The following is a 19233-nucleotide window of genomic DNA, read 5'->3' on the forward strand; positions in this document are numbered from 1 at the left end:
TCTTGTTTCTACGGCTCGGCCACCTGCCCTACTTCGCGTTACCGCCCGCTAATCATTTCTGCCCGCCTCAGCGGCTGCCTCTTCCCTTCAGTCTTTATCGTTACAAAGTACGGCAGCGATATTGGTCAACCAATTTCAATAAACTGGTTGACAAAAATCGCACATTGCACAAATTTAGTCACAGCTAAACGAAGCAGCGCGCTGCCATTGTCTTTTGGGCGCGCTGGCGCTTATTTTCCGACCCGACGGCCAGCAGGCTTGTCGATAACAGGAGCCAGCATGCAACAGAATATTGCCAACGCCGCGATCAGCGTTTCCCGGCCGCAGTGGGATCCATCGCGCCTGGTATCCCGCATCGTGCATCTGGGATGCGGCGCCTTTCATCGGGCGCATCAGGCGCTGTATACCCATCTGCTGCTGGCGAGCGGCAACGGCGACTGGGGGATTTGCGAGGTTAACCTGCGCAGCGGTGCCGGTGCGCAGCTGATTGAAAACCTTAAGGCGCAAAACCTGCTGTATTGCGTCGCAGAGCGCGGAGCCGAGCACACCCGCCAGGAAGTGATCGGCGCGATTAAGGAGGCGTTACACCCCGGCGCTGATGGCTGTGAAGGGATCCTGGAAGCGATGGCGCGTACAGAAACGGCGATCGTCTCGCTGACCATTACGGAAAAGGGCTACTGCACTGAAGCATCCAGCGGCAATCTGGATTTTAATAGCCCGCTGATAAAAACGATCTGTCGCATCCACAGCAGCCGCAGTCAGCCATTGGTTATATCGTTGAAGCGCTGAACAGGCGTCGCCAGCGCGGCCTGAAGGCGTTTAGCGTGCTGTCCTGCGACAACGTGCGGGAAAATGGCCACGTAGCCAGAACCGCCGTATTACAGCTGGCCGCGGCCCGCGACCAGCAGCTGGCGCAATGGATTGACGCTAACGTGACCTTTCCCTGCACCATGGTTGATCGCATAGTGCCGGCCGCGACGGAACAAGCGCTTGAGCAAATCGCCGATCAACTTGGCGTTTACGATCCCTGCGCTATCGCCTGCGAGCCGTTTCGTCAGTGGGTAATCGAGGATAATTTCGTTAACGGCCGGCCGGACTGGGATCGGGTGGGCGCGCAGTTTGTGAGTGATGTGAAGCCGTTTGAACTGATGAAGCTACGCATGCTCAATGCCAGCCACTCCTTTCTCGCCTACCTCGGCTGTCTGGGCGGCTATGACACCATTGCCGCGACAATGGCTAATCCGGCCTGGCGCGCAGCGACGCTGAGCCTGATGCTTGATGAGCAGGCGCCGACCCTGACCATGCCGCCGGGTATCGATCTCAACGCGTACGCGCAGCGGCTGATCGAACGCTTCGCTAACCCTTCCCTCAGGCATCTGACCCGGCAAATAGCAATGGATGGCAGTCAGAAGTTGCCGCAGCGCCTGCTGGATTCACTTCGTCAGCATCTGGCGCAGGGACAGCTGCCTCCCCTGCTAATCCTTGGCGTTGCCGGCTGGATGCGCTACATCAGCGGCACTGACCAGCAAGGCGGCGCCATCGAGGTGATCGACCCGCTGGCGCCGCAGTTTAAGGCGATCCACCAGCAGTATGCCAGCGCGCCGGAGCGCGTTGGCGCCCTGTTGGCTATTGAGGCTATTTTTGCTCATGACCTGTCCGGCAACCAGGATTTTGTCAATGCGCTTACCGATGCCTATCAGCAGCTGCTGGCGCAGGGCGCGCAGGCAACCCTGCAAGGCCTGAGGCCGCACTAAGTCCTCGTATCAGCGGCGCCAATATTGTCGTTCAGCCAGTTAATGAGCAGCCTTATTCGCGCCGGTAGAAAGGTTTTCGACGGATAATAGAGCCACAGCACGACAGGCGCGGGTTCGTATCCGGCCAGCAGCCGGATGCAGCGCCCTTCGGCCACGGCGGCACTGACGTAATCCCAGGGCAGCGTGGCAATGCCCTGCCCGCGTAAAACGGACTGAACGATAGCGCTGGACGAGTTAACGATGAGATTACCGGCCGGCACAAACTGCAGGTTGTTATCACCCTGCGAAAAAATCCAGGGTAATAGCCTGCCCGAGCTGGGGGAGCGATAGGCAATGCAGTTGTGACCGGAAAGCGCTTGCGGACTGCGTGGTGTGGGGCGACCGTCAAGATAATCCCGGCTGGCGACGGTCACCATCCTCATTTTATACAGCGGTCGGGCAATCAGGCGGCTGTCCTGATTAATGTTATTACCGATCCCTAAGTCAAAGCGATGCTCAAGAAGATCGATAACGCGGTCGTTGAAGTGCAGATCAAGAATAATATCGGGATAGGCTGACTGAAACGCCAGCAGCTGCGGATAAATAACGTTCAACCCCATTTCATTAGGCAAATTAACCCTTATCACGCCGGAAGCCTGCTCTTTTCGCTGGCGGGTATGGTCTATCTGCTCGCTAATCGCCTGAAACAGCGGTGCAATATTGTCATAGAACTCCTGCCCGTCGGCGGTCAGTTTTACCGCATGGGTCGAGCGGGAAAAAAGCCGGCTGTTCAGCGAGCTCTCCAGCGCCGTTATCGCTTTGCTAAGCGCCGCCGGAGAAATCCCCATTTCGCGCGCGGCGCCGGAAAAGCTCCCGGTATTAACCACGGCAATAAAATGAGGCAGCTGCCTGGGAATCATGTCGTTAACCTTTAGTTAAGATAGTTATAACGCTCAATCTTATTCCACCGGAACGTTAATCAGACTGTAATGACACGACTGAACGTTGAGCCCTTTCCAGAGGCGTTTGAAATGACGTTTTACAGCAACCAAAAAAATAAGCGAATAATCGGAGGACATTATCATGACCAGTCTGAACAGCACGTTAGAATTAATGCGCCAGCGTCGATCAATTCGGCGCTTTACCGGGGAAAAGATCAGCGACGATGATTTATGTAATATTATTCAGGCTGCGCAGCAGGCGCCATCTTCAGTTAATGGTCAGCAGATTTCATTGATCGTTGTTCGGGATAAAGGAAAAATTAAAAAGATTGCTGAGCTAGCCGGCGGCTAGTCTCAGGTGGCCTGTGCGGACGTTTTCATTACCTTACTGATTGATTTCAACCGTACCGCCTACGCCGTTTCTCGCGGCGACGCTCAGCAGATTGTCGAACAAGCGGCGGAGGGTATTATCGTCGGCTCCTTCGACGCCGGCATTATGCTGAACGCGTTACAAACGGCGACGATCAGCCTTGGCTATGGTACGACGGCGATTGGCGGCATTCGCTACTATCCTGAAAAGATGGTTAGGTTACTTGAATTACCGGCCAAAACTTATCCTATCGCCGGCATGACGATCGGCGTGATTGACCGGGATCATCTACCAAAGACTAAGCCAAGGGTTCCCGTTGAAAGTTTTGCCATGCGAGAACGCTACGATAGCCAGAAAGTGAAAGACGGCGTTGATACTTACGATCGCCAGCTGCGGGCATGGTGGGACAATCAGGGACTGGAGAAAATGAAAAGCTATAGCGCATCGCTGGCCGAAACCTACACTACCAACCGCTATTACAAGATTGCCAGTACGCTGGCCGACCAGGGATTTATCTTTAAGTAAGCTTATTTATTCAAGTCCGCCTGTTTCGCGTAATATCATTATGTCCGGGTGAGCCTGATGACATTGTTTTAATCTTCCCACCGATTTTCAGGGATGATTTTATAATATGGCTTTTGGCTGCCAGAATCGTTAACCAGCATGACCTTCAAGGAGGAAACTTGAGCGTTCTGAATAAGGCATTTTGCATTAGCGCTGTGCTGCTGTGCGCATCCTGCGCGGACGGCGGCATCACTTCCGGGCGGGAGGCATCCGACTGGCGGCAAAATCCACAGCTAAACCATGCACCGCCGCCCTATGGTGATAACCTCTATCGCGACGTCGGCTATCCGACCCCGGAATACCGCCACTGGGTACACCAGCAGCTTCGCGAACAGCGGCTGCGCGATCGTGGCAGGGTTGATAACAGCACCGATTCAGGGACCGGTTTTGGCCAAAGGCCCGATACTTCCAGCTGGTAGCCGCATTGTGCTGGCGACGCAGGCCGGAGCCGTGGCGTCGCCGCCCGTCCGGCCCCGCCGCCGGTGAAAGTCGCATTGCGGCGGAACGCGTTATATCACCGGCACCACATGCAGTTTTGTCCCGGCGCGCCACAGGGCAAATGCGCCGCTGTATACGCGTCCTTGCGTTGCGCCACTCGCGGTGGCAACGGCCGGATCGGCGACCTGAATCGCCACATCATAACCACGGCCGATGACGTAAGGGAAATTAAAGTCGTTAACGCATTTACCCGGCACCGCCGCCAGGTACTTGCCTTTTTGCCAGGGGTACTGGCGGATGATAAATCGGTTCGGATTACCGCGTTCGCTGATGTAGATGCTGAACAGCTTCTCTTCACTACGCAAATGCGGCAGGGTAATACACACTTTATTCGCTACGATTTTGGCATAGGTCCGGTAAACTTCTGATTGCCCCGCCTGCTGTTGGGCACAGCCAGCCAGCAGCGTTCCCGCCAAAACTAGCGCCGCAGCACCCAGCCTGCGCAGTCCCATTCCATCTAATCTGTTGTTTGTCATTTCTGGCATCCCTTAAAAACGCTTTTTACTATGCCCACTTTTAACCGCGCGCGGTAGTCGCTGAACGTTATCCGGGCTGATAAAAGTAACTTTGTTATCATAATGATTTATATGAATTTTATATAAAACCGCTTATTAAATCGCGCGATCTATATCACATTCCCCCCTCGTACAGCATTTCATCGACAAAATGCCTGAAAATAAAGATCTTTCGCCAATTGCCAGAAAACACCCAGCGATATATTTTACAACTAAGCTGAAAACCCAGTAATAAACACTGCATTATTGGTTGGTCGCATTGTTAAATACTGGTTAAAATTGCAAGGTGCAGTTTATGATCTCTCCTTTCCGTATGCGTCATGCCGTGGCCGATATCGTGGCAATGGTCGTTTATTGCTTTGTTACCGGCATGATCACCGAGATCTTTATTAGCGGAATGAGTTTTGATCGTTCTCTTTCATCGCGCCTGTTTGCTATCCCGGTCAACGTTGTTATTGCCTGGCCTTACGGCGTGTGGCGCGATGCGCTGTTGGCAAAAGCGCGTCAGGCCAGTCCGGCAAGCTGGCTGCGCTCGCTGGCGGACGTCATTGCTTACGTCAGCTTTCAGTCGCCGGTTTATGCACTGATACTGCTCAGCATCGGTGCGAGCCTGCAGCAAATTATTGCCGCCGTCAGCGCCAATCTGCTGGCTTCGATGCTGCTGGGCGGTGTTTATGGCTACTTCCTCGACTTTTGTCGCCGTCTGTTTGGCATCCGGCTGGCTAAAGCCGCCTGAGCGCCAGCGATCTCCCACTAAAATCTGCCAGTACAGGCTAGCGCCGACACATCCCGCGCGGCCAGCTATCCCCCGCTAAAATCTGGCAGTGCAGGCCAGCGCCGGCCATATCCCGCGCTTTTCTCTGTCTCCCCCAGCCCGCTTAACAGCCTCTGCCGCGATCGGCACCTACGCAACCGTTTACCGGGCAACGTCAAGGCTATTCCTTACACGGTATTTACAACCAGGATAAAGCGTGATTTTAATCACTAAAAATATAAAAATAAATGAAACAAAAATTGACAAGTGTGAGGAAAATCTATTTTCTTAAGCACGTCTGCAGGCACACTGCCGCAGCGATCTTGAGAGGTGAAAACGCGGTTTAATTCACCTCTGTTAACCTTCCAGGCGATCGGTTCTGTCTGACAGAGACCTACGCCAGGCATATTAAGCATGTGGTAATAGAATGAAATATAAAATCATCATGGCGAGCGTACTTGCGGCGGCTTCCTGGAGCGCGACTGCAGACAGTAACCCGGAATATCTTTCCGACTGGTGGCACCAGAGCGTCAACGTGGTTGGCAGCTATCACACCCGCTTCGGGCCGCAGCTGAATAATGACGTTTATCTGGAATATGAAGCCTTTGCCCACAAAGACTGGTTTGATTTTTACGGCTATGTCGACGTACCAAAATTCTTCGGCGCTGGTAACGGCAATGATAAAGGAATTTGGGATGACGGCTCCCCGCTGTTTATGGAAATTGAACCGCGCTTCTCTATCGATAAGCTGACGGGCACCAGCCTGGCATTTGGCCCGTTCAAAGAGTGGTATTTTGCTAACAACTACATCTATGACATGGGCGATAACCGCGGCAGCCGCCAGAATACCTGGTATATGGGTCTCGGTACCGATATTGATACCCACAGCGACGTCGGCCTGTCGTTGAACGTCTATGCGAAATATCAGTGGGAAAACTACGGTGCCGCCAATGAAAACAGCTGGGATGGTTACCGTTTCAAAATTAAATATATGGTGCCGATTACCGAACTGTGGGGCGGTCATCTGAGCTATATCGGCTTTACGAACTTTGACTGGGGATCTGATCTGGGCGATAGCGCGAACCGCACCAGCAACTCCATCGCCTCAAGCCATATTCTTTCGTTAGGTTACGATCACTGGCATTATTCACTGGTTGCCCGTTATTTCCACAATGGCGGACAATGGGATGACGGTGCGAACCTGAACTTCGGCAAAGGTCCGTTTGAGGTTAAATCTACCGGCTTCGGTTATTACCTGGTCGTAGGTTATAACTTCTAATCGTCATACTGACTGTTAATCAGGGCGTATCTGGCAGACGCCCTGATTTATTTCCTGCAATAGCTATTTATATCTTCCTCCACCAGCCGCTATACTGGAAAAGCAGCAATACGCCTGCTTTGAAAGGAATTTTTATGCCTGCCCAACTGACAGATCTGAATATTAAGCTTCGCCCGCTGGAGCGCGAGGATCTGACTTTTGTCCATCAGTTAGACAATAACGCAAATGTCATGCGTTACTGGTTTGAAGAGCCCTATGAGGCTTTTGTCGAGCTATCAGATCTTTATGACAAGCATATTCATGACCAAAGCGAACGCCGCTTTGTGCTGGAGCATGATGGCGATAAGGCGGGTCTGGTCGAGCTGGTTGAGATTAACCACATTCATCGCCGCGCTGAATTTCAGATAATTATCGCCCCCGAACATCAAGGTAAAGGACTGGCAAGCCGGGCGGTTAAACTGGCTATGGATTATGGTTTCTCGGTATTAAACCTCTACAAACTTTATCTGATCGTTGATAAAGAAAACGCCAAGGCCATCCATATTTACACCAAGCTGGGATTTGAAGTTGAAGGTGAGCTAAGGCACGAATTCTTTATTAATGGTGAATACCGCAACACCATCCGCATGTGTATTTTTCAGGATCGCTATATGGAAAAACATAAGCCGGCGCCTGGCAAAAACTTATTAAAACCAACCGCCCAGTAACAAACAGGCGGGATGCGCCGCATCCCACCTGTTAGCCGTTCGCCATGATCAAGCTTCAGCTCTCCCCTAACCGCGGGCGCCTACCGGGCTCATAGTGCGTTGCAATAGCTCCGGCTGAATATCGTACATGCCGCCGTAGAACGGATCGACCAGCAGCCAGCCCGGGATGCCGCCCAGCGGAATATTGCCGAGTACGTACCACAGGTTCACGCGCGCCGTCAGCGGTAACGTCTGCGGAACATAGCCCGGACGCTCAAGCATGACCTGATAGCTTTTTTTGCCGAAATAGCTGCCGTTAGACTTCGCCAGAACCACCGTTTTTGGCGTGATGCCCTGGGCGACAATCCGCCCGGTTTCATCCTGAACCACAAAGCGCGCACCGGGCGGTTGAGTATTGATCGTCACGTTTTGCGACTCATTGCCGACAATGGTCGCGCAGCCGCTTAAAAACCAGAGGGATCCCAGAGCCAGAATCAGCGCTTTCATAATTATTTCCGTTGCGGGTTTATCCGTTAAGTCTAAGCGCTGGACGCCAGCTTTTCACCAAATACGTTCGCGATCGACCTGCAAAGTAAAACAAATTTGTAGTCGATTATCCGCCCTGCCCGCCTCAGAGGGAGTCACTGAATCAATTTCGCGATATCACCGGGTGCTTAATCAACCAAACATATGTTCGAGATAGCGCTCAAGGGCCATGCGGGAGCTAAAACCGTGTGGAATGCCGTAGTGGTTGTTGCTGTCGCCAACCAGATAGAGGGGGAAGCGGGTATAGTGATCGCAGGTTTTAATGTCTGACGACGGGTCGGCGAAATTAAGGCTTCTTTCTTTTAACGTCGGATGAATAATCAGCGCGGTCCGCCCCATGCGGGCTTCACGGTTAACATAGACATAATCATCGCCACGGCGATAGCCATAGGTTTTTTGCGTAATGGTATCGACCTCAAATCCGGCCCTTTCCAATACTCGTGCTACCTCATCAGGTCGTAAATACATGCTCAGTCCTCAATGCCAGGTTCTTCAAAATCGCTGTAAGCCTATAACAGCGCCAGGCCCCAGGGCTTTCGGATTAATCCATAAACCGCTCTGAAGCCGGGGCTTTACGCCGATCGCCCGCAGAATGTTCTATAGTTAATAATACGTTTTACACGTAACGGAGAGAAAAATGTTTAACCGAACGAACAAAAACGAAGACATTGATATTAACCAGGACGTCACGGCACTGGCTGATAGCCTGGACGATTTACTGAAATCATACGGCAGTAAAACGCAGGACGAAATGGATGCCGCACGCTCGCGTGCTGAGAAGCTTCTCAAGCAAACGCGGGCGCGTTTAAACGGCAATAACCGGGTCACTCAAGCGGCGAAAGACGCAGGCGGTCACGTTGACACCTACGTACACGATAAGCCCTGGCATGGTATTGGCATCGGCACCGCGTTGGGTGTATTCGTTGGCGCCCTGCTGGTCAGCACCACCGGACGTAACTAACCTCCGACAGCTCAGGCTGACAGTTTGTAAAAATCCCCGCTTCGGCGGGGATTTTTTTTATTGTTGCCGCAAACCGCAGCCTACGGGGCTTCTCTAAGAAAATTCGCATACCACTATATATTGCGTGGTTGCATTCGATAAAAACTACATCTAGTATCTTTTCCAGAGGAACCACGCTACATATTGATGACAGAGGCGATCTGATAGTGTCTTTATCGCACATTCAGATCACAACTTCGCTGCGAGAGGGAAATACGAATCATGCGCATTATTATTTACACTAAAGACAACTGTGTCCAGTGCAACGCGACAAAAAACGCCATGGACAGTAAAGGCCTGCCCTATGAACTGATTCATCTCGATAACGATCCGCAGGCGGTAGAATCCTTACGTAACCTTGGTTATCGCCAGGCGCCGGTGGTAATGGCCAATGAAGAACACTGGAGCGGATTCCGCCCGGATAAAATTGCCGCCCTTCAGGCACAGCTGGCGCTTGCAGGATAATCCCATGCACCCGCTGGTTTATTTCTCCAGTCAGTCCGGTAACACCCAGCGTTTTATTGAAAGACTGGGATTACCGGCAGCGCGCATTCCGCTGGCCGGAGATCAACAGCTGCAGGTCGACCACCCTTTTATCCTGGTGGTGCCCAGCTATGGTGGCGGCACCGTCAAAGGCGCGGTGCCAAAACAAGTCATTCAGTTTCTCAATGATGAGCACAACCGTACGCGGCTACGGGGCGTGATCGCTGCCGGCAACCGTAATTTCGGTGCGGCGTTTGGCCTTGCCGGCGACATTATAGCGCGCAAGTGTCAGGTTCCCTGGCTGTATCGTTTTGAACTGATGGGCAGCGAAACCGACCTCGTTAATATTCACCGGGGAGTGAAAACATTTTGGCAACGACAACCCAGGCGCTGAACCGCAGCGTCACCGATAGCGGCGATTATCACGCGCTGAACGCTTTGCTGAATCTGTATGATGACGATGGCAATATTCAGTTCGAAAAAGATCGCGAGGCGATACGCCACTATTTTCATCAGCATGTGATCCCGAATAGCGTCAACTTTGGCAGCATCGCTGAACGTCTGCAGTATCTGGTTGATGAAGGCTACTACGAAGCCTCGGTGCTGAATGCCTATGATTTCACCTTTATCTGTCAGCTTTTTCAGCAGGCATATGATTATGATTTTCACTTCCAGACCTTTCTCGGCGCCTGGAAGTTTTACACCAGCTATACCCTGAAAACCTTTGACGGCAAGCGCTATCTGGAAACGTTTGCTGACCGGGTCTGCATGGTCGCGCTCACCCTGGCGCAGGGCGACGCCGCGTTCGCTTTATCGCTCATGGAGGAGATGCTCAGCGGCCGCTTTCAGCCGGCGACGCCGACCTTTCTTAACTGCGGCAAGCAGCAGCGCGGCGAGCTGGTATCCTGCTTCCTGCTGCGCATTGAAGATAATATGGAGTCGATTGGCCGTTCGGTTAACTCGGCGCTTCAGCTGTCCAAACGCGGCGGCGGCGTGGCATTTTTGTTGTCAAATCTGCGCGAATCAGGCGCGCCGATTAAGCGTATAGAAAATCAATCATCGGGCGTTATTCCGGTGATGAAAATGCTGGAAGATGCCTTCTCTTATGCCAATCAGCTGGGCGCGCGTCAGGGTGCCGGCGCGGTCTATCTGCATGCTCATCATCCTGATATTCTGCGCTTTTTAGATACCAAGCGGGAAAACGCTGACGAAAAAATTCGTATCAAAACCCTCTCGCTTGGCGTGGTGATCCCCGACATCACCTTCCAGCTGGCGAAGGATAACCAGCAGATGGCGCTGTTCTCCCCCTATGACGTTGAGCGCCTGTACGGCATGCCCTTTGCCGATATCAGCATTAATGAACACTATGATCAGCTGCTGACAGACGATCGCGTCAGCCGCCGCTATATTAACGCCCGCGATTTTTTCCAGACGCTGGCGGAGATTCAGTTTGAATCCGGCTATCCCTATATCATGTTTGAAGACAACGTTAACCGCGCGAATCCGATCGCCGGGCGGATAAACATGAGCAACCTTTGCTCTGAAATCCTGCAGGTTAATTCGCCGTCGGAATTTAACGATGACCTGAGCTATCGCCGGGTTGGTAAAGATATTTCCTGCAACCTTGGCTCGCTGAACATTGCGCGTGCCATGGACTCAAGCGACTTTGCCCGCACGGTTGAAATGGCGGTACGCGGATTGAGCGCCGTCTCTGATATGAGTCATATCGGCTCGGTGCCGTCCGTGGCGGAAGGCAATGCGAAATCACACGCCATCGGGCTTGGTCAGATGAACCTGCACGGCTTTCTGGCGCGCGAAGGGATTGCTTACGGTTCGCCGGCAGCGCTGGATTTTACCAACCTCTATTTCTGCACCATCACTTATTTGGCGCTACGCACCTCAAATCGCCTGGCGCGCGAGCGCGGTGAGCGTTTTGCCGGTTTTAGCCATTCCCGCTATGCCAGCGGCGAATATTTTGAGCGCTATATTGAGCAGAACTGGACGCCACGCACGCCTGAGGTTAGCGCGCTGTTTGAGCGCTTCAATTTTCATCTGCCCACCCGCGAACAGTGGCAAACCTTGCGTGAAGAGGTGATGCGTGACGGGCTGTATAACCAGAATTTGCAGGCGATCCCGCCGACCGGCTCCATCTCTTACATTAATCATGCGACCTCCAGCATTCACCCGATCGTTTCCCGTATTGAAATACGTAAAGAGGGCAAAACCGGCCGCGTCTATTACCCTGCCCCCTATATGACCAATGATAATCTTCATCTCTACCAGGATGCCTATGAGATTGGGCCGCAGGCCATTATTGACACCTATGCCGAGGCCACGCGCCACGTCGATCAGGGGCTGTCACTGACGCTATTTTTCCGCGATACCGCCACCACCCGCGATATTAACAAGGCGCAGATTTACGCCTGGAAAAAAGGCATTAAAACCCTTTACTACATCCGCCTGCGCCAGCTGGCGTTGGAAGGCACCGAAGTGGAAGGCTGTGTCTCCTGCGCACTATGAATCCGGAGTGATAATATGAACAGTACACACCACCGCCTGCGGGCGGTGAACTGGAACCAGATTGAAGATGAAAAAGATCTGGAGGTATGGAACCGGCTGACCGCTAACTTCTGGCTGCCGGAAAAGGTGCCGTTGTCGAATGATATCCCGGCATGGCAGAGCCTGAGTCGCGATGAACAGCAGCTAACTATCCGGGTGTTTACCGGCCTGACGCTGCTTGATACGCTGCAAAATACCGTCGGCGCGCCTGCGCTGATGGCCGATGCCATTACGCCTCATGAGGAGGCGGTATTTTCTAATATCAGCTTTATGGAAGCGGTTCACGCCCGCTCTTACAGCTCGATCTTTTCAACCTTATGCCAGACGCCGGACGTAGACGCCGCCTATGCCTGGAGTGAGGCCAATGAGGCGTTGCAGCGCAAAGCCGGGATCGTGCTGGCCCATTACCACGCAGACGACCCGCTGAAGAAGAAAATCGCCAGCGTCTTTCTGGAATCATTTCTGTTTTATTCTGGTTTCTGGCTGCCGATGTACTTCTCCAGCCGCGGCAAGCTGACCAATACCGCCGACCTGATACGCCTGATCATCAAAGATGAAGCGGTACACGGCTATTACATTGGCTATAAATATCAGCGGGCGTTGCAGAAGGTCTCCGCTGAACGCCGTGAAGAGCTGCAGCAGTTTGCCATTACGCTGCTGATGTCGCTGTATGAAAATGAGCTGATCTACACCGATGAACTTTACGCCGACGTTCCCTGGGCTGAAGACGTGAAGAAGTTTCTGCATTATAACGCCAACAAAGCCTTGATGAACCTCGGCTACGATCCACTGTTCCCGGCGGATATGGCCGACGTTAATCCGGCAATCCTGGCTGCGCTATCGCCAAATGCCGATGAAAATCACGATTTCTTCTCCGGCTCCGGCTCTTCCTATGTAATGGGGAAAGTAGAAGAAACGCAGGACGAAGACTGGGCATTTTAAACTTATCGGCACGGCGGTTGACGCAAACCGCCGCTTTCAAACTTAAGCCAAATTATTTTGATAAATTTCAGTCGATAAAGACCAATAATTCCTGACAAAACTACGTCGTATTTCAGGGGGAATTACTTTCATTATTTCCTTATTATTACAGCCATTCACCGTCAATTAAGACTTTTCCCAAAAAAATTATTCAATCTTCTCTGAAATAATTTAATGCCCTGTTAAGCCTTATCATTACTGGCGTTATGTCGCATTTTCACTTCGGCTCAGTGAAAATCAGGCAAATGTCAAGGGTTGTCATCGGACCTCAATGTGCTACGGTTATAGGCTGTTAATTTCCACCAGAGAAATGTACAAAACAACGAATTATCACCCTTAACCAGGATTTAATTATCGAATGACGATTAAACTTGAAGTTAAAAATTTATATAAAGTATTTGGAGATCATCCGGAGCGTGCTTTTAAGCACATAGAGAAAGGAATCAGCAAGGAGGCATTACTGGAAAAAACCGGGCTATCGCTCGGCGTAAAAGACGCCAGTCTGGCCATTGAAGAAGGCGAGATATTTGTCATCATGGGATTATCCGGTTCAGGGAAATCCACTATGGTTCGCCTTCTCAATCGTCTGATAGAACCTACCCGTGGTCAGGTGATTATTGATGGCGTCGATATCGCCAAAATATCTGACCGGGAACTGCGCCAGGTAAGACGAAATAAAATCAGCATGGTATTCCAGTCATTTGCGCTGATGCCGCATATGACAGTGCTGAATAATACCGCCTTCGGTATGGAATTAGCCGGCGTGCCGCTTGAAGAAAGACAGCAAAAAGCATTAGATGCGCTGCGTCAGGTCGGGCTGGAAAATTATGCCAACGCTTATCCTGATGAACTTTCCGGCGGTATGCGTCAGCGCGTTGGCCTGGCACGCGCACTGGCAATCAATCCTGATATATTATTAATGGATGAGGCCTTTTCTGCCCTCGACCCATTAATTCGTACAGAAATGCAGGATGAATTAATTAATTTGCAGTCCCGTCATCAGCGCACCATCGTATTTATTTCCCATGACCTTGATGAAGCAATGCGCATCGGCGATCGAATTGCCATTATGCAAGGCGGTGAAGTGGTGCAGGTTGGTACGCCCGATGAAATACTCAATAATCCTGCCAACGATTATGTTCGCACCTTCTTCCGCGGCGTGGATATCAGCCACGTATTCAGCGCCAGGGATATTGCCCGACGCAGCGCCTCGGCGCTGATGAGAAAATCGCCCGGCTTTGGTCCGCGTTCGGCAATAAAAGTGTTGCAGGATGAGGATCGCGAATTTGGCTATATCCTGGAGCGCCAGAAATTCCTCGGTGTGGTTTCCATCGAATCGTTGAAATCAGCCCTCGCCGCCGGCGCAGGACTTGAGCACGCCATGCTGCCGGAGCCGGCTCCGGTTCCGGCAGATACCTCACTGAACGATCTGCTTTCTCATGTTGCCCAGGCGCCCTGCGCGGTACCGGTGGTTGATGAGGATAATCGTTACGTCGGCATTATTTCCAAAGGCATGCTGCTGCAGGCGCTGGACCGTGAGGGGGCGACCAATGAGTAAACAAGATGCAAATCCGTGGCAAACGGCCTCTGCCGATAGCCAGAACGCCGCGCAAAGCGGCGCTGATAACGCCAGCCAGCAAGGCGGTGATAGCGCAGCCGCTAACAGCCAGAGCAGCGATCCCTGGTCCAGTGCCGGTTCTTCCGGCGCTGATAACGCCAGCCAGCAAGGCGGCGATAGCGCAGCCGCTAACAGCCAGAGCAGCGATCCCTGGTCCGGCGCCGGTTCTTCCGGCGCTGATAGCGCCAGCCAGCATGGCGGCGATAGCGCAGCCCATCAGGCCGGTAATACCTGGAGCGATCCGACCGGCGGCAGCGGCGGCGGTAGCGACTGGCTGAACAGCGCACCGGCACCGCAGGCGGAGCACTTTAGTTTTATGGACCCGTTCCATAAAAAACTGATCCCGCTCGACCATTGGGTTACCGAAGGTATCGACTGGATAGTGTCGCACTTCCGCCCGCTATTTCAGGGGATCCGCGTACCGGTAGATTATATTCTTAGCGCTTTCCAGCACCTGCTGATGGGGATGCCTGCGCCGGTGGCGATCGTCATTTTTGCGCTGATCGCCTGGCAGCTGGCCAGTCCGGCAATGGGCGTTGCCACCCTGATTTCACTGATTGCTATCGGCGCCATCGGCGCCTGGTCACAGGCGATGGTGACGCTGGCGCTGGTGCTGACCGCCCTGCTGTTTTGCATCGTCATCGGCCTGCCCCTCGGCATCTGGCTGGCGCGCAGTGAACGCGCGGCGCGCTTTATTCGCCCGCTGCTCGATGCGATGCAAACCACGCCTGCATTCGTCTACCTGGTGCCTATCGTGATGCTGTTTGGCATCGGTAACGTACCCGGCGTCGTCGTCACCATTATCTTTGCTCTGCCGCCGGTGGTGCGCCTGACGATTCTGGGTATTAAACAGGTTCCCGCAGACCTTATCGAGGCGGCGGAAGCCTTCGGCGCCAATTCACGCCAGCTGCTGTTTAAAGTGCAGCTGCCGCTGGCGATGCCGACCATTATGGCCGGTATAAACCAGACGCTGATGCTGGCGCTCTCGATGGTGGTTATTGCCTCGATGATTGCCGTCGGCGGCCTTGGTCAGATGGTGCTGCGCGGTATTGGTCGTCTCGATATGGGGCTGGCAACTGTAGGTGGCGTAGGCATCGTGATTCTCGCCATCATTCTTGACCGTCTGACGCAGTCGTTAGGTCGGGATGGACGCAGCCGCGGTAATCGCCATTGGTACACCACCGGGCCGATTGGCCTGCTGGTTCGCCCCTTTAAACGTTAATTTTCCGGCGGCGTAGAAACCTGCGCCGCCAGCGTCCCATGCACTGACAATCATTAATAAAAGGATACGTTATGCGCAAGACTGCTTTAATTGCTGCCGCGTTTACTTCGCTGGCCACCTTACATGTTTCCGCCGCCGACCAACCAGGTAAAGGCATTACGGTAAAACCGGTGCAAAGCGCCATCGCGGAAGAAACTTTTCAGACACTGCTGGTCAGCCGGGCGCTGGAAAAGCTGGGCTATAGCGTAGAGAAGCCCAGCGAAGTGGATTACAACGTCGCCTACACGACCATTGCAGCCGGCGATGCAACCTATATCGCTACCAACTGGAAGCCGCTGCATGACGATATGTACGCCTCCGCAGGCGGCGATAACAAGTTTTATCGTCAGGGAACCTTCGTACAGGGCGCGGCGCAGGGCTATCTGATTGATAAGAAAACCGCCGAAAAATACCACATTACCAATATCGCTCAGCTTAAAGATCCTAAGATTGCGAAGCTGTTTGATACCAATGGCGATGGCAAAGCCGACCTGACCGGCTGCACACCCGGCTGGGGCTGCGAGGCCGTGATTAATCACCAGGTTAAAGCGTACGGTCTGACCGATACCGTAGAGCATAACCAGGGCAACTATTCCGCGATGATTGCCGATACCATCACCCGCTTCAAACAGGGTAAGCCTGTCCTTTATTACACATGGACACCTTACTGGGTAAGCGACGTGTTAAAACCTGGACGTGACGTTGTGTGGCTGCAGGTGCCCTTCTCATCGCTGCCGGGTAAACAGAGCGGCGTAGAAACCAAGTTGCCAAACGGCGCTAACTACGGCTTCCCGGTGAATACCATGCATATCGTGGCTAACAAGGAGTGGGCGGCGAAAAACCCGGCCGCAGCGAAACTGTTTGCTGAAATGAAGCTGCCGCTGGCGGATATCAACGCCCAGAACGCACGCATGCACGACGGCCAGTCATCGGAAGATGCGATCAATGCTCAGGTCGATGGCTGGATCAAAGCCCATCAGGTAATGTTTGATAAGTGGATTAGCGACGCGCAGGCAGCGGCAAAATAATTCACTGACGCTGATATCATCCGATCACCTAAGCGACCGCAAGGTCGCTTTTTTTATGCCCTTAATGCCGGAGCCCGGCGCCGTAAAACCCGGTGCAGGGTTCGCATTACAGATAACCTTGTGCGCAAAAAGCGGCGCAGACCGCGTAAAAGTCAGACTTATCAGGCTCTCTGAACTGTTATCCGCTGGTGGTGTCTGGTATTGTTATGCAGACACTTATTCATGCTGGTTATTTTTTCACAGGAAATTATTTAGCTGCTAACGAGAAATCTCGTCAACGTATTGACGGCGAAAAGTTGCGGTTAAAGCCGCTGAAAAAGCCCATTCAGTTTTTTGTTTTTTTAACCCGCAGCCAGGACTCAGGCTGCATTGCCACTGGGTTAGGGAGTGACTCGGTTATCAGGATGGTGAAATGCGTAACGCAAACAGTTTGCGCGGCATGCAATCTGAAAACACCTCGGATTACACCATTGTTACTACCCGTTGCAACAAGTGAGGTCCCCTTATAATGGAAAGCTCGTTTACGCCCATTGAGCAAATGCTAAATTTTCGCGCCAGTCGCCACAAAGATTTTCCTCTGCAAGAAATTATGCTGACCCGTCTGTGCATGCACATGCAGGGAAAACTGCTAGAAAATCGTAATAAAATGCTGAAAGCTCAAGGGATTAACGAAACCCTGTTTATGGCATTAATCACCCTGGACGCGCAGGAAGATCAAAGTATTCAGCCTTCTGAACTGAGCTCCGCCCTCGGCTCCTCTCGCACCAATGCTACGCGCATCGCCGATGAGCTGGAAAAACGCGGCTGGATTGAACGCCGCGAAAGCGATAACGATCGCCGCTGTCTGCACCTTAGCCTCACCGCAAAGGGTAATGAATTCCTGCAGCAGGTTCTGCCGCCTCAGCATCAGTGCCTGCAGCTACTGTGGGATTCACTGAACGGCAGCGAAAAAACGCAGCTGGAGACGATCACCCGCAAGCTTTTGAATCGGCTAGATAAAATGGACGAAGAAGAAGTTATCAGCAATTTGTCGCGTTAATATCGCCTCAATACAGCAATAACGCCTGCCACTAATAGCATATTGTGCGACATATTTTTACCAGTAAGTCGCTATGTTAAGCGCCCAGATTTCATGTCTTATGCCAGCGCATTCGCGCTGGCATTTTTCGCGCCGGATATTTGAATAAGGATGTTCTCTCCGGATGATTAGGCAAACAGGAGAGTACGATGAGTGTGAATGCGGAGATGCAGACACCACAGCAGTCCAAGGCTAATAAAAATAAACGTAAGCGCACGCTGGTTTTACTGACTGTGCTGTTTATCGTGATTGGCGTTGCCTGGTTAGTTTACTGGTTTCTGGTGCTGCGCCACTTTGAAGAAACTGACGATGCCTATGTCGCGGGTAACCAGGTTCAGGTTATGGCCCAGGTCTCCGGCAGCGTCGATAAAGTGGTGTTTGACGATACTGACTTCGTTAAAAAAGGCGATGTGCTGGTTACACTCGACCAAACCGATGCGCAGCAGGCATTTGAGAAAGCAAAAACCGCGCTGGCTACCAGCGTACGTCAGACTCATCAGCTGATGATTAACGGTAAACAGTATCAGGCCAATATCGAACTGCAAAAAACCGCACTGGATCAGGCTGAGTCTGATTTGCGCCGTCGCGTCCCTCTTGGCAGCGCTAACCTGATTGGTCGCGAAGAGCTGCAGCATGCCCGCGATGCGGTTGCCAGCGCCAAAGCACAGCTCGACGTAGCAATTCAGCAATATAACGCTAATCAGGCAATGATCCTCAACACCTCTCTGGCAAATCAGCCCGCGGTTCAACAGGCCTCAGCCGAACTGCGCGACGCATGGCTGGCGCTGCAGCGCACGCAAATCGTCAGTCCGGTGGACGGCTACGTTTCGCGTCGTAGCGTTCAGGTTGGCTCGCAGATCTCTCCGTCCACACCGCTGATGGCTATCGTGCCTTCTACGGGGCTATGGGTTGATGCAAACTTCAAAGAAACCCAGTTGGCGAAAGTTCGCATCGGCCAGGCGGCCACGGTGGTCAGCGATATTTACGGCGATGATGTCGTTTATCACGGCAAGGTGGTGGGCCTGGATATGGGAACCGGCAGCGCCTTCTCACTGCTGCCGGCGCAGAATGCCACCGGTAACTGGATCAAAGTGGTTCAGCGCCTGCCGGTGCGCATCGAGCTGGACCCTCAGGAACTGAAACAGCATCCGCTGCGTATTGGACTTTCCGCGCTGGTAAACGTGGATACCACCGATATGCAAGGCGCGGTGCTGGCCACCAAGGTGCGCAGTACGCCGGCTTACGTCAGCAATGCGCTGGCGCTCAATCTGGCGCCGGTGAACCAGCTGATAAGCGAGATCATTAAAGCCAATGCGGGTTAATCACGCGAGAGGTTGTC

General features: G+C 52.8%; 21 protein-coding genes and 1 pseudogene. 18 read left to right on the forward strand and 4 right to left on the reverse strand.

All coding sequences use genetic code 11. The annotated features are described in order from the left end of the window. Positions 1 to 279: 279 nt before the first annotated feature. A pseudogene (locus BTJ39_RS16480) lies at positions 280 to 1754 on the forward strand (fructuronate reductase). On the opposite strand, the gene BTJ39_RS16485 reads toward BTJ39_RS16480, so the two are convergent. Further along, the gene (locus BTJ39_RS16485) at positions 1751 to 2653 is read right to left on the reverse strand and encodes a LysR family transcriptional regulator (RefSeq protein WP_078003782.1); all 903 of its coding nucleotides are present in this window, start codon (positions 2651 to 2653) and stop codon (positions 1751 to 1753) included. The pseudogene BTJ39_RS16480 and the gene BTJ39_RS16485 sit on opposite strands and share 4 nt — an antisense overlap. A 163-nt stretch (positions 2654 to 2816) precedes the next feature. On the opposite strand from BTJ39_RS16485, the gene BTJ39_RS16490 reads away from it, so the two are divergent. From BTJ39_RS16490 to BTJ39_RS16500, 3 genes are all read left to right on the forward strand, one after another. Continuing rightward, on the forward strand, positions 2817 to 3026 hold the full coding sequence (locus tag BTJ39_RS16490) for a nitroreductase family protein (protein WP_078003783.1): 210 nt from the start codon (positions 2817 to 2819) through the stop codon (positions 3024 to 3026). Positions 3027 to 3032: 6 nt separating this feature from the next. Next, the gene (locus BTJ39_RS16495) at positions 3033 to 3569 is read left to right on the forward strand and encodes a nitroreductase family protein (protein WP_078003784.1); all 537 of its coding nucleotides are present in this window, start codon (positions 3033 to 3035) and stop codon (positions 3567 to 3569) included. Between the two features lie 158 nt (positions 3570 to 3727). Further along, the gene (locus tag BTJ39_RS16500) at positions 3728 to 4027 is read left to right on the forward strand and encodes a hypothetical protein (protein ID WP_078003785.1); all 300 of its coding nucleotides are present in this window, start codon (positions 3728 to 3730) and stop codon (positions 4025 to 4027) included. 90 nt (positions 4028 to 4117) lie between these two features. On the opposite strand, the gene BTJ39_RS16505 is transcribed toward BTJ39_RS16500, so the two are convergent. Continuing rightward, a complete protein-coding gene (locus BTJ39_RS16505) occupies positions 4118 to 4582 on the reverse strand; it encodes a putative T6SS immunity periplasmic lipoprotein (RefSeq protein WP_139356364.1) in 465 nt (154 codons plus the stop codon). Between the two features lie 334 nt (positions 4583 to 4916). On the opposite strand from BTJ39_RS16505, the gene BTJ39_RS16510 reads away from it, so the two are divergent. From BTJ39_RS16510 to speG, 3 genes are all read left to right on the forward strand, one after another. Further along, positions 4917 to 5357 carry an L-alanine exporter AlaE gene (locus BTJ39_RS16510; RefSeq protein ID WP_078003787.1) on the forward strand — a complete coding sequence of 147 codons (441 nt, stop codon included), beginning with the start codon at positions 4917 to 4919 and terminating at the stop codon, positions 5355 to 5357. Between the two features lie 463 nt (positions 5358 to 5820). Beyond that, on the forward strand, positions 5821 to 6654 hold the full coding sequence (locus BTJ39_RS16515; RefSeq protein WP_422386044.1) for a nucleoside-specific channel-forming protein Tsx: 834 nt from the start codon (positions 5821 to 5823) through the stop codon (positions 6652 to 6654). Positions 6655 to 6788: 134 nt separating this feature from the next. Further along, a complete protein-coding gene (gene speG / locus BTJ39_RS16520) occupies positions 6789 to 7361 on the forward strand; it encodes a spermidine N1-acetyltransferase (protein ID WP_078003789.1) in 573 nt (190 codons plus the stop codon). Positions 7362 to 7427: 66 nt separating this feature from the next. On the opposite strand, the gene BTJ39_RS16525 is transcribed toward speG, so the two are convergent. Further along, positions 7428 to 7847, reverse strand: a complete 420-nt coding sequence (locus BTJ39_RS16525) for a peptidase associated/transthyretin-like domain-containing protein (RefSeq protein ID WP_078003790.1) — start codon at positions 7845 to 7847, stop codon at positions 7428 to 7430. A gap of 171 nt (positions 7848 to 8018) precedes the next feature. Continuing rightward, positions 8019 to 8354 carry a DUF2002 family protein gene (locus BTJ39_RS16530; RefSeq protein WP_078003791.1) on the reverse strand — a complete coding sequence of 112 codons (336 nt, stop codon included), beginning with the start codon at positions 8352 to 8354 and terminating at the stop codon, positions 8019 to 8021. A 169-nt stretch (positions 8355 to 8523) separates the two neighbouring features. On the opposite strand from BTJ39_RS16530, the gene BTJ39_RS16535 reads away from it, so the two are divergent. The 11 genes from BTJ39_RS16535 (at position 8524) to emrA (ending at position 19216) form a co-directional block, all read left to right on the forward strand. Further along, the gene (locus tag BTJ39_RS16535) at positions 8524 to 8847 is read left to right on the forward strand and encodes a DUF883 family protein (protein ID WP_078003792.1); all 324 of its coding nucleotides are present in this window, start codon (positions 8524 to 8526) and stop codon (positions 8845 to 8847) included. A gap of 261 nt (positions 8848 to 9108) precedes the next feature. After that, positions 9109 to 9351, forward strand: a complete 243-nt coding sequence (gene nrdH, locus BTJ39_RS16540) for a glutaredoxin-like protein NrdH (protein ID WP_078003793.1) — start codon at positions 9109 to 9111, stop codon at positions 9349 to 9351. Between the two features lie 4 nt (positions 9352 to 9355). Next, positions 9356 to 9763 carry a class Ib ribonucleoside-diphosphate reductase assembly flavoprotein NrdI gene (gene nrdI / locus BTJ39_RS16545; protein WP_078003794.1) on the forward strand — a complete coding sequence of 136 codons (408 nt, stop codon included), beginning with the start codon at positions 9356 to 9358 and terminating at the stop codon, positions 9761 to 9763. Continuing rightward, the gene (gene nrdE / locus BTJ39_RS16550) at positions 9739 to 11889 is read left to right on the forward strand and encodes a class 1b ribonucleoside-diphosphate reductase subunit alpha (RefSeq protein ID WP_078003795.1); all 2151 of its coding nucleotides are present in this window, start codon (positions 9739 to 9741) and stop codon (positions 11887 to 11889) included. Before nrdI ends, nrdE begins: the two co-directional genes overlap by 25 nt. 15 nt (positions 11890 to 11904) lie before the next feature. Continuing rightward, on the forward strand, positions 11905 to 12870 hold the full coding sequence (gene nrdF, locus BTJ39_RS16555; RefSeq protein WP_078003796.1) for a class 1b ribonucleoside-diphosphate reductase subunit beta: 966 nt from the start codon (positions 11905 to 11907) through the stop codon (positions 12868 to 12870). A 397-nt stretch (positions 12871 to 13267) separates the two neighbouring features. Next, entirely contained in the window at positions 13268 to 14467 is a 1200-nt protein-coding gene (gene proV / locus BTJ39_RS16560) for a glycine betaine/L-proline ABC transporter ATP-binding protein ProV (RefSeq protein WP_078003797.1), read from the forward strand. Next, positions 14460 to 15749 carry a glycine betaine/L-proline ABC transporter permease ProW gene (gene proW / locus BTJ39_RS16565; protein ID WP_078003798.1) on the forward strand — a complete coding sequence of 430 codons (1290 nt, stop codon included), beginning with the start codon at positions 14460 to 14462 and terminating at the stop codon, positions 15747 to 15749. The genes proV and proW overlap by 8 nt, the downstream gene beginning before the upstream one ends. 71 nt (positions 15750 to 15820) lie before the next feature. Next, complete coding sequence (proX, locus tag BTJ39_RS16570) at positions 15821 to 16816, forward strand: glycine betaine/L-proline ABC transporter substrate-binding protein ProX (protein WP_078003799.1); 996 nt, start codon at positions 15821 to 15823, stop codon at positions 16814 to 16816. A 206-nt stretch (positions 16817 to 17022) separates the two neighbouring features. After that, positions 17023 to 17325 (forward strand): hypothetical protein, encoded by a 303-nt coding sequence (locus BTJ39_RS24610; RefSeq protein ID WP_139356365.1) that lies wholly within the window; start codon positions 17023 to 17025, stop codon positions 17323 to 17325. Beyond that, positions 17325 to 17855 (forward strand): transcriptional repressor MprA, encoded by a 531-nt coding sequence (mprA, locus tag BTJ39_RS16575; protein WP_078003800.1) that lies wholly within the window; start codon positions 17325 to 17327, stop codon positions 17853 to 17855. The genes BTJ39_RS24610 and mprA overlap by 1 nt, the downstream gene beginning before the upstream one ends. 188 nt (positions 17856 to 18043) lie before the next feature. Continuing rightward, positions 18044 to 19216, forward strand: a complete 1173-nt coding sequence (emrA, locus tag BTJ39_RS16580) for a multidrug efflux MFS transporter periplasmic adaptor subunit EmrA (protein ID WP_078003801.1) — start codon at positions 18044 to 18046, stop codon at positions 19214 to 19216. Positions 19217 to 19233 lie beyond the last annotated feature (17 nt).

This window comes from Izhakiella australiensis (genome assembly GCF_002006995.1).
GTDB lineage: Bacteria > Pseudomonadota > Gammaproteobacteria > Enterobacterales > Enterobacteriaceae > Izhakiella > Izhakiella australiensis.

Bases quoted from the DNA above. Each gene is read 5' to 3' on its own strand.
- proV (WP_078003797.1), top strand. From the start codon at position 13,268: ATGACGATTAAACTTGAAGTTAAAAATTTATATAAAGTATTTGGAGAT.
- BTJ39_RS16515 (WP_422386044.1), top strand. From the start codon at position 5,821: ATGGCGAGCGTACTTGCGGCGGCTTCCTGGAGCGCGACTGCAGACAGT.
- speG (WP_078003789.1), top strand. From the start codon at position 6,789: ATGCCTGCCCAACTGACAGATCTGAATATTAAGCTTCGCCCGCTGGAG.
- mprA (WP_078003800.1), top strand. From the start codon at position 17,325: ATGGAAAGCTCGTTTACGCCCATTGAGCAAATGCTAAATTTTCGCGCC.
- BTJ39_RS16510 (WP_078003787.1), top strand. From the start codon at position 4,917: ATGATCTCTCCTTTCCGTATGCGTCATGCCGTGGCCGATATCGTGGCA.
- proW (WP_078003798.1), top strand. From the start codon at position 14,460: ATGAGTAAACAAGATGCAAATCCGTGGCAAACGGCCTCTGCCGATAGC.
- BTJ39_RS16490 (WP_078003783.1), top strand. From the start codon at position 2,817: ATGACCAGTCTGAACAGCACGTTAGAATTAATGCGCCAGCGTCGATCA.
- nrdH (WP_078003793.1), top strand. From the start codon at position 9,109: ATGCGCATTATTATTTACACTAAAGACAACTGTGTCCAGTGCAACGCG.
- BTJ39_RS16505 (WP_139356364.1), bottom strand. From the start codon at position 4,582: ATGACAAACAACAGATTAGATGGAATGGGACTGCGCAGGCTGGGTGCT.
- nrdF (WP_078003796.1), top strand. From the start codon at position 11,905: ATGAACAGTACACACCACCGCCTGCGGGCGGTGAACTGGAACCAGATT.
- nrdI (WP_078003794.1), top strand. From the start codon at position 9,356: ATGCACCCGCTGGTTTATTTCTCCAGTCAGTCCGGTAACACCCAGCGT.
- BTJ39_RS16530 (WP_078003791.1), bottom strand. From the start codon at position 8,354: ATGTATTTACGACCTGATGAGGTAGCACGAGTATTGGAAAGGGCCGGA.
- BTJ39_RS16525 (WP_078003790.1), bottom strand. From the start codon at position 7,847: ATGAAAGCGCTGATTCTGGCTCTGGGATCCCTCTGGTTTTTAAGCGGC.
- emrA (WP_078003801.1), top strand. From the start codon at position 18,044: ATGAGTGTGAATGCGGAGATGCAGACACCACAGCAGTCCAAGGCTAAT.
- BTJ39_RS16535 (WP_078003792.1), top strand. From the start codon at position 8,524: ATGTTTAACCGAACGAACAAAAACGAAGACATTGATATTAACCAGGAC.
- proX (WP_078003799.1), top strand. From the start codon at position 15,821: ATGCGCAAGACTGCTTTAATTGCTGCCGCGTTTACTTCGCTGGCCACC.
- BTJ39_RS24610 (WP_139356365.1), top strand. From the start codon at position 17,023: ATGCAGACACTTATTCATGCTGGTTATTTTTTCACAGGAAATTATTTA.
- BTJ39_RS16485 (WP_078003782.1), bottom strand. From the start codon at position 2,653: ATGATTCCCAGGCAGCTGCCTCATTTTATTGCCGTGGTTAATACCGGG.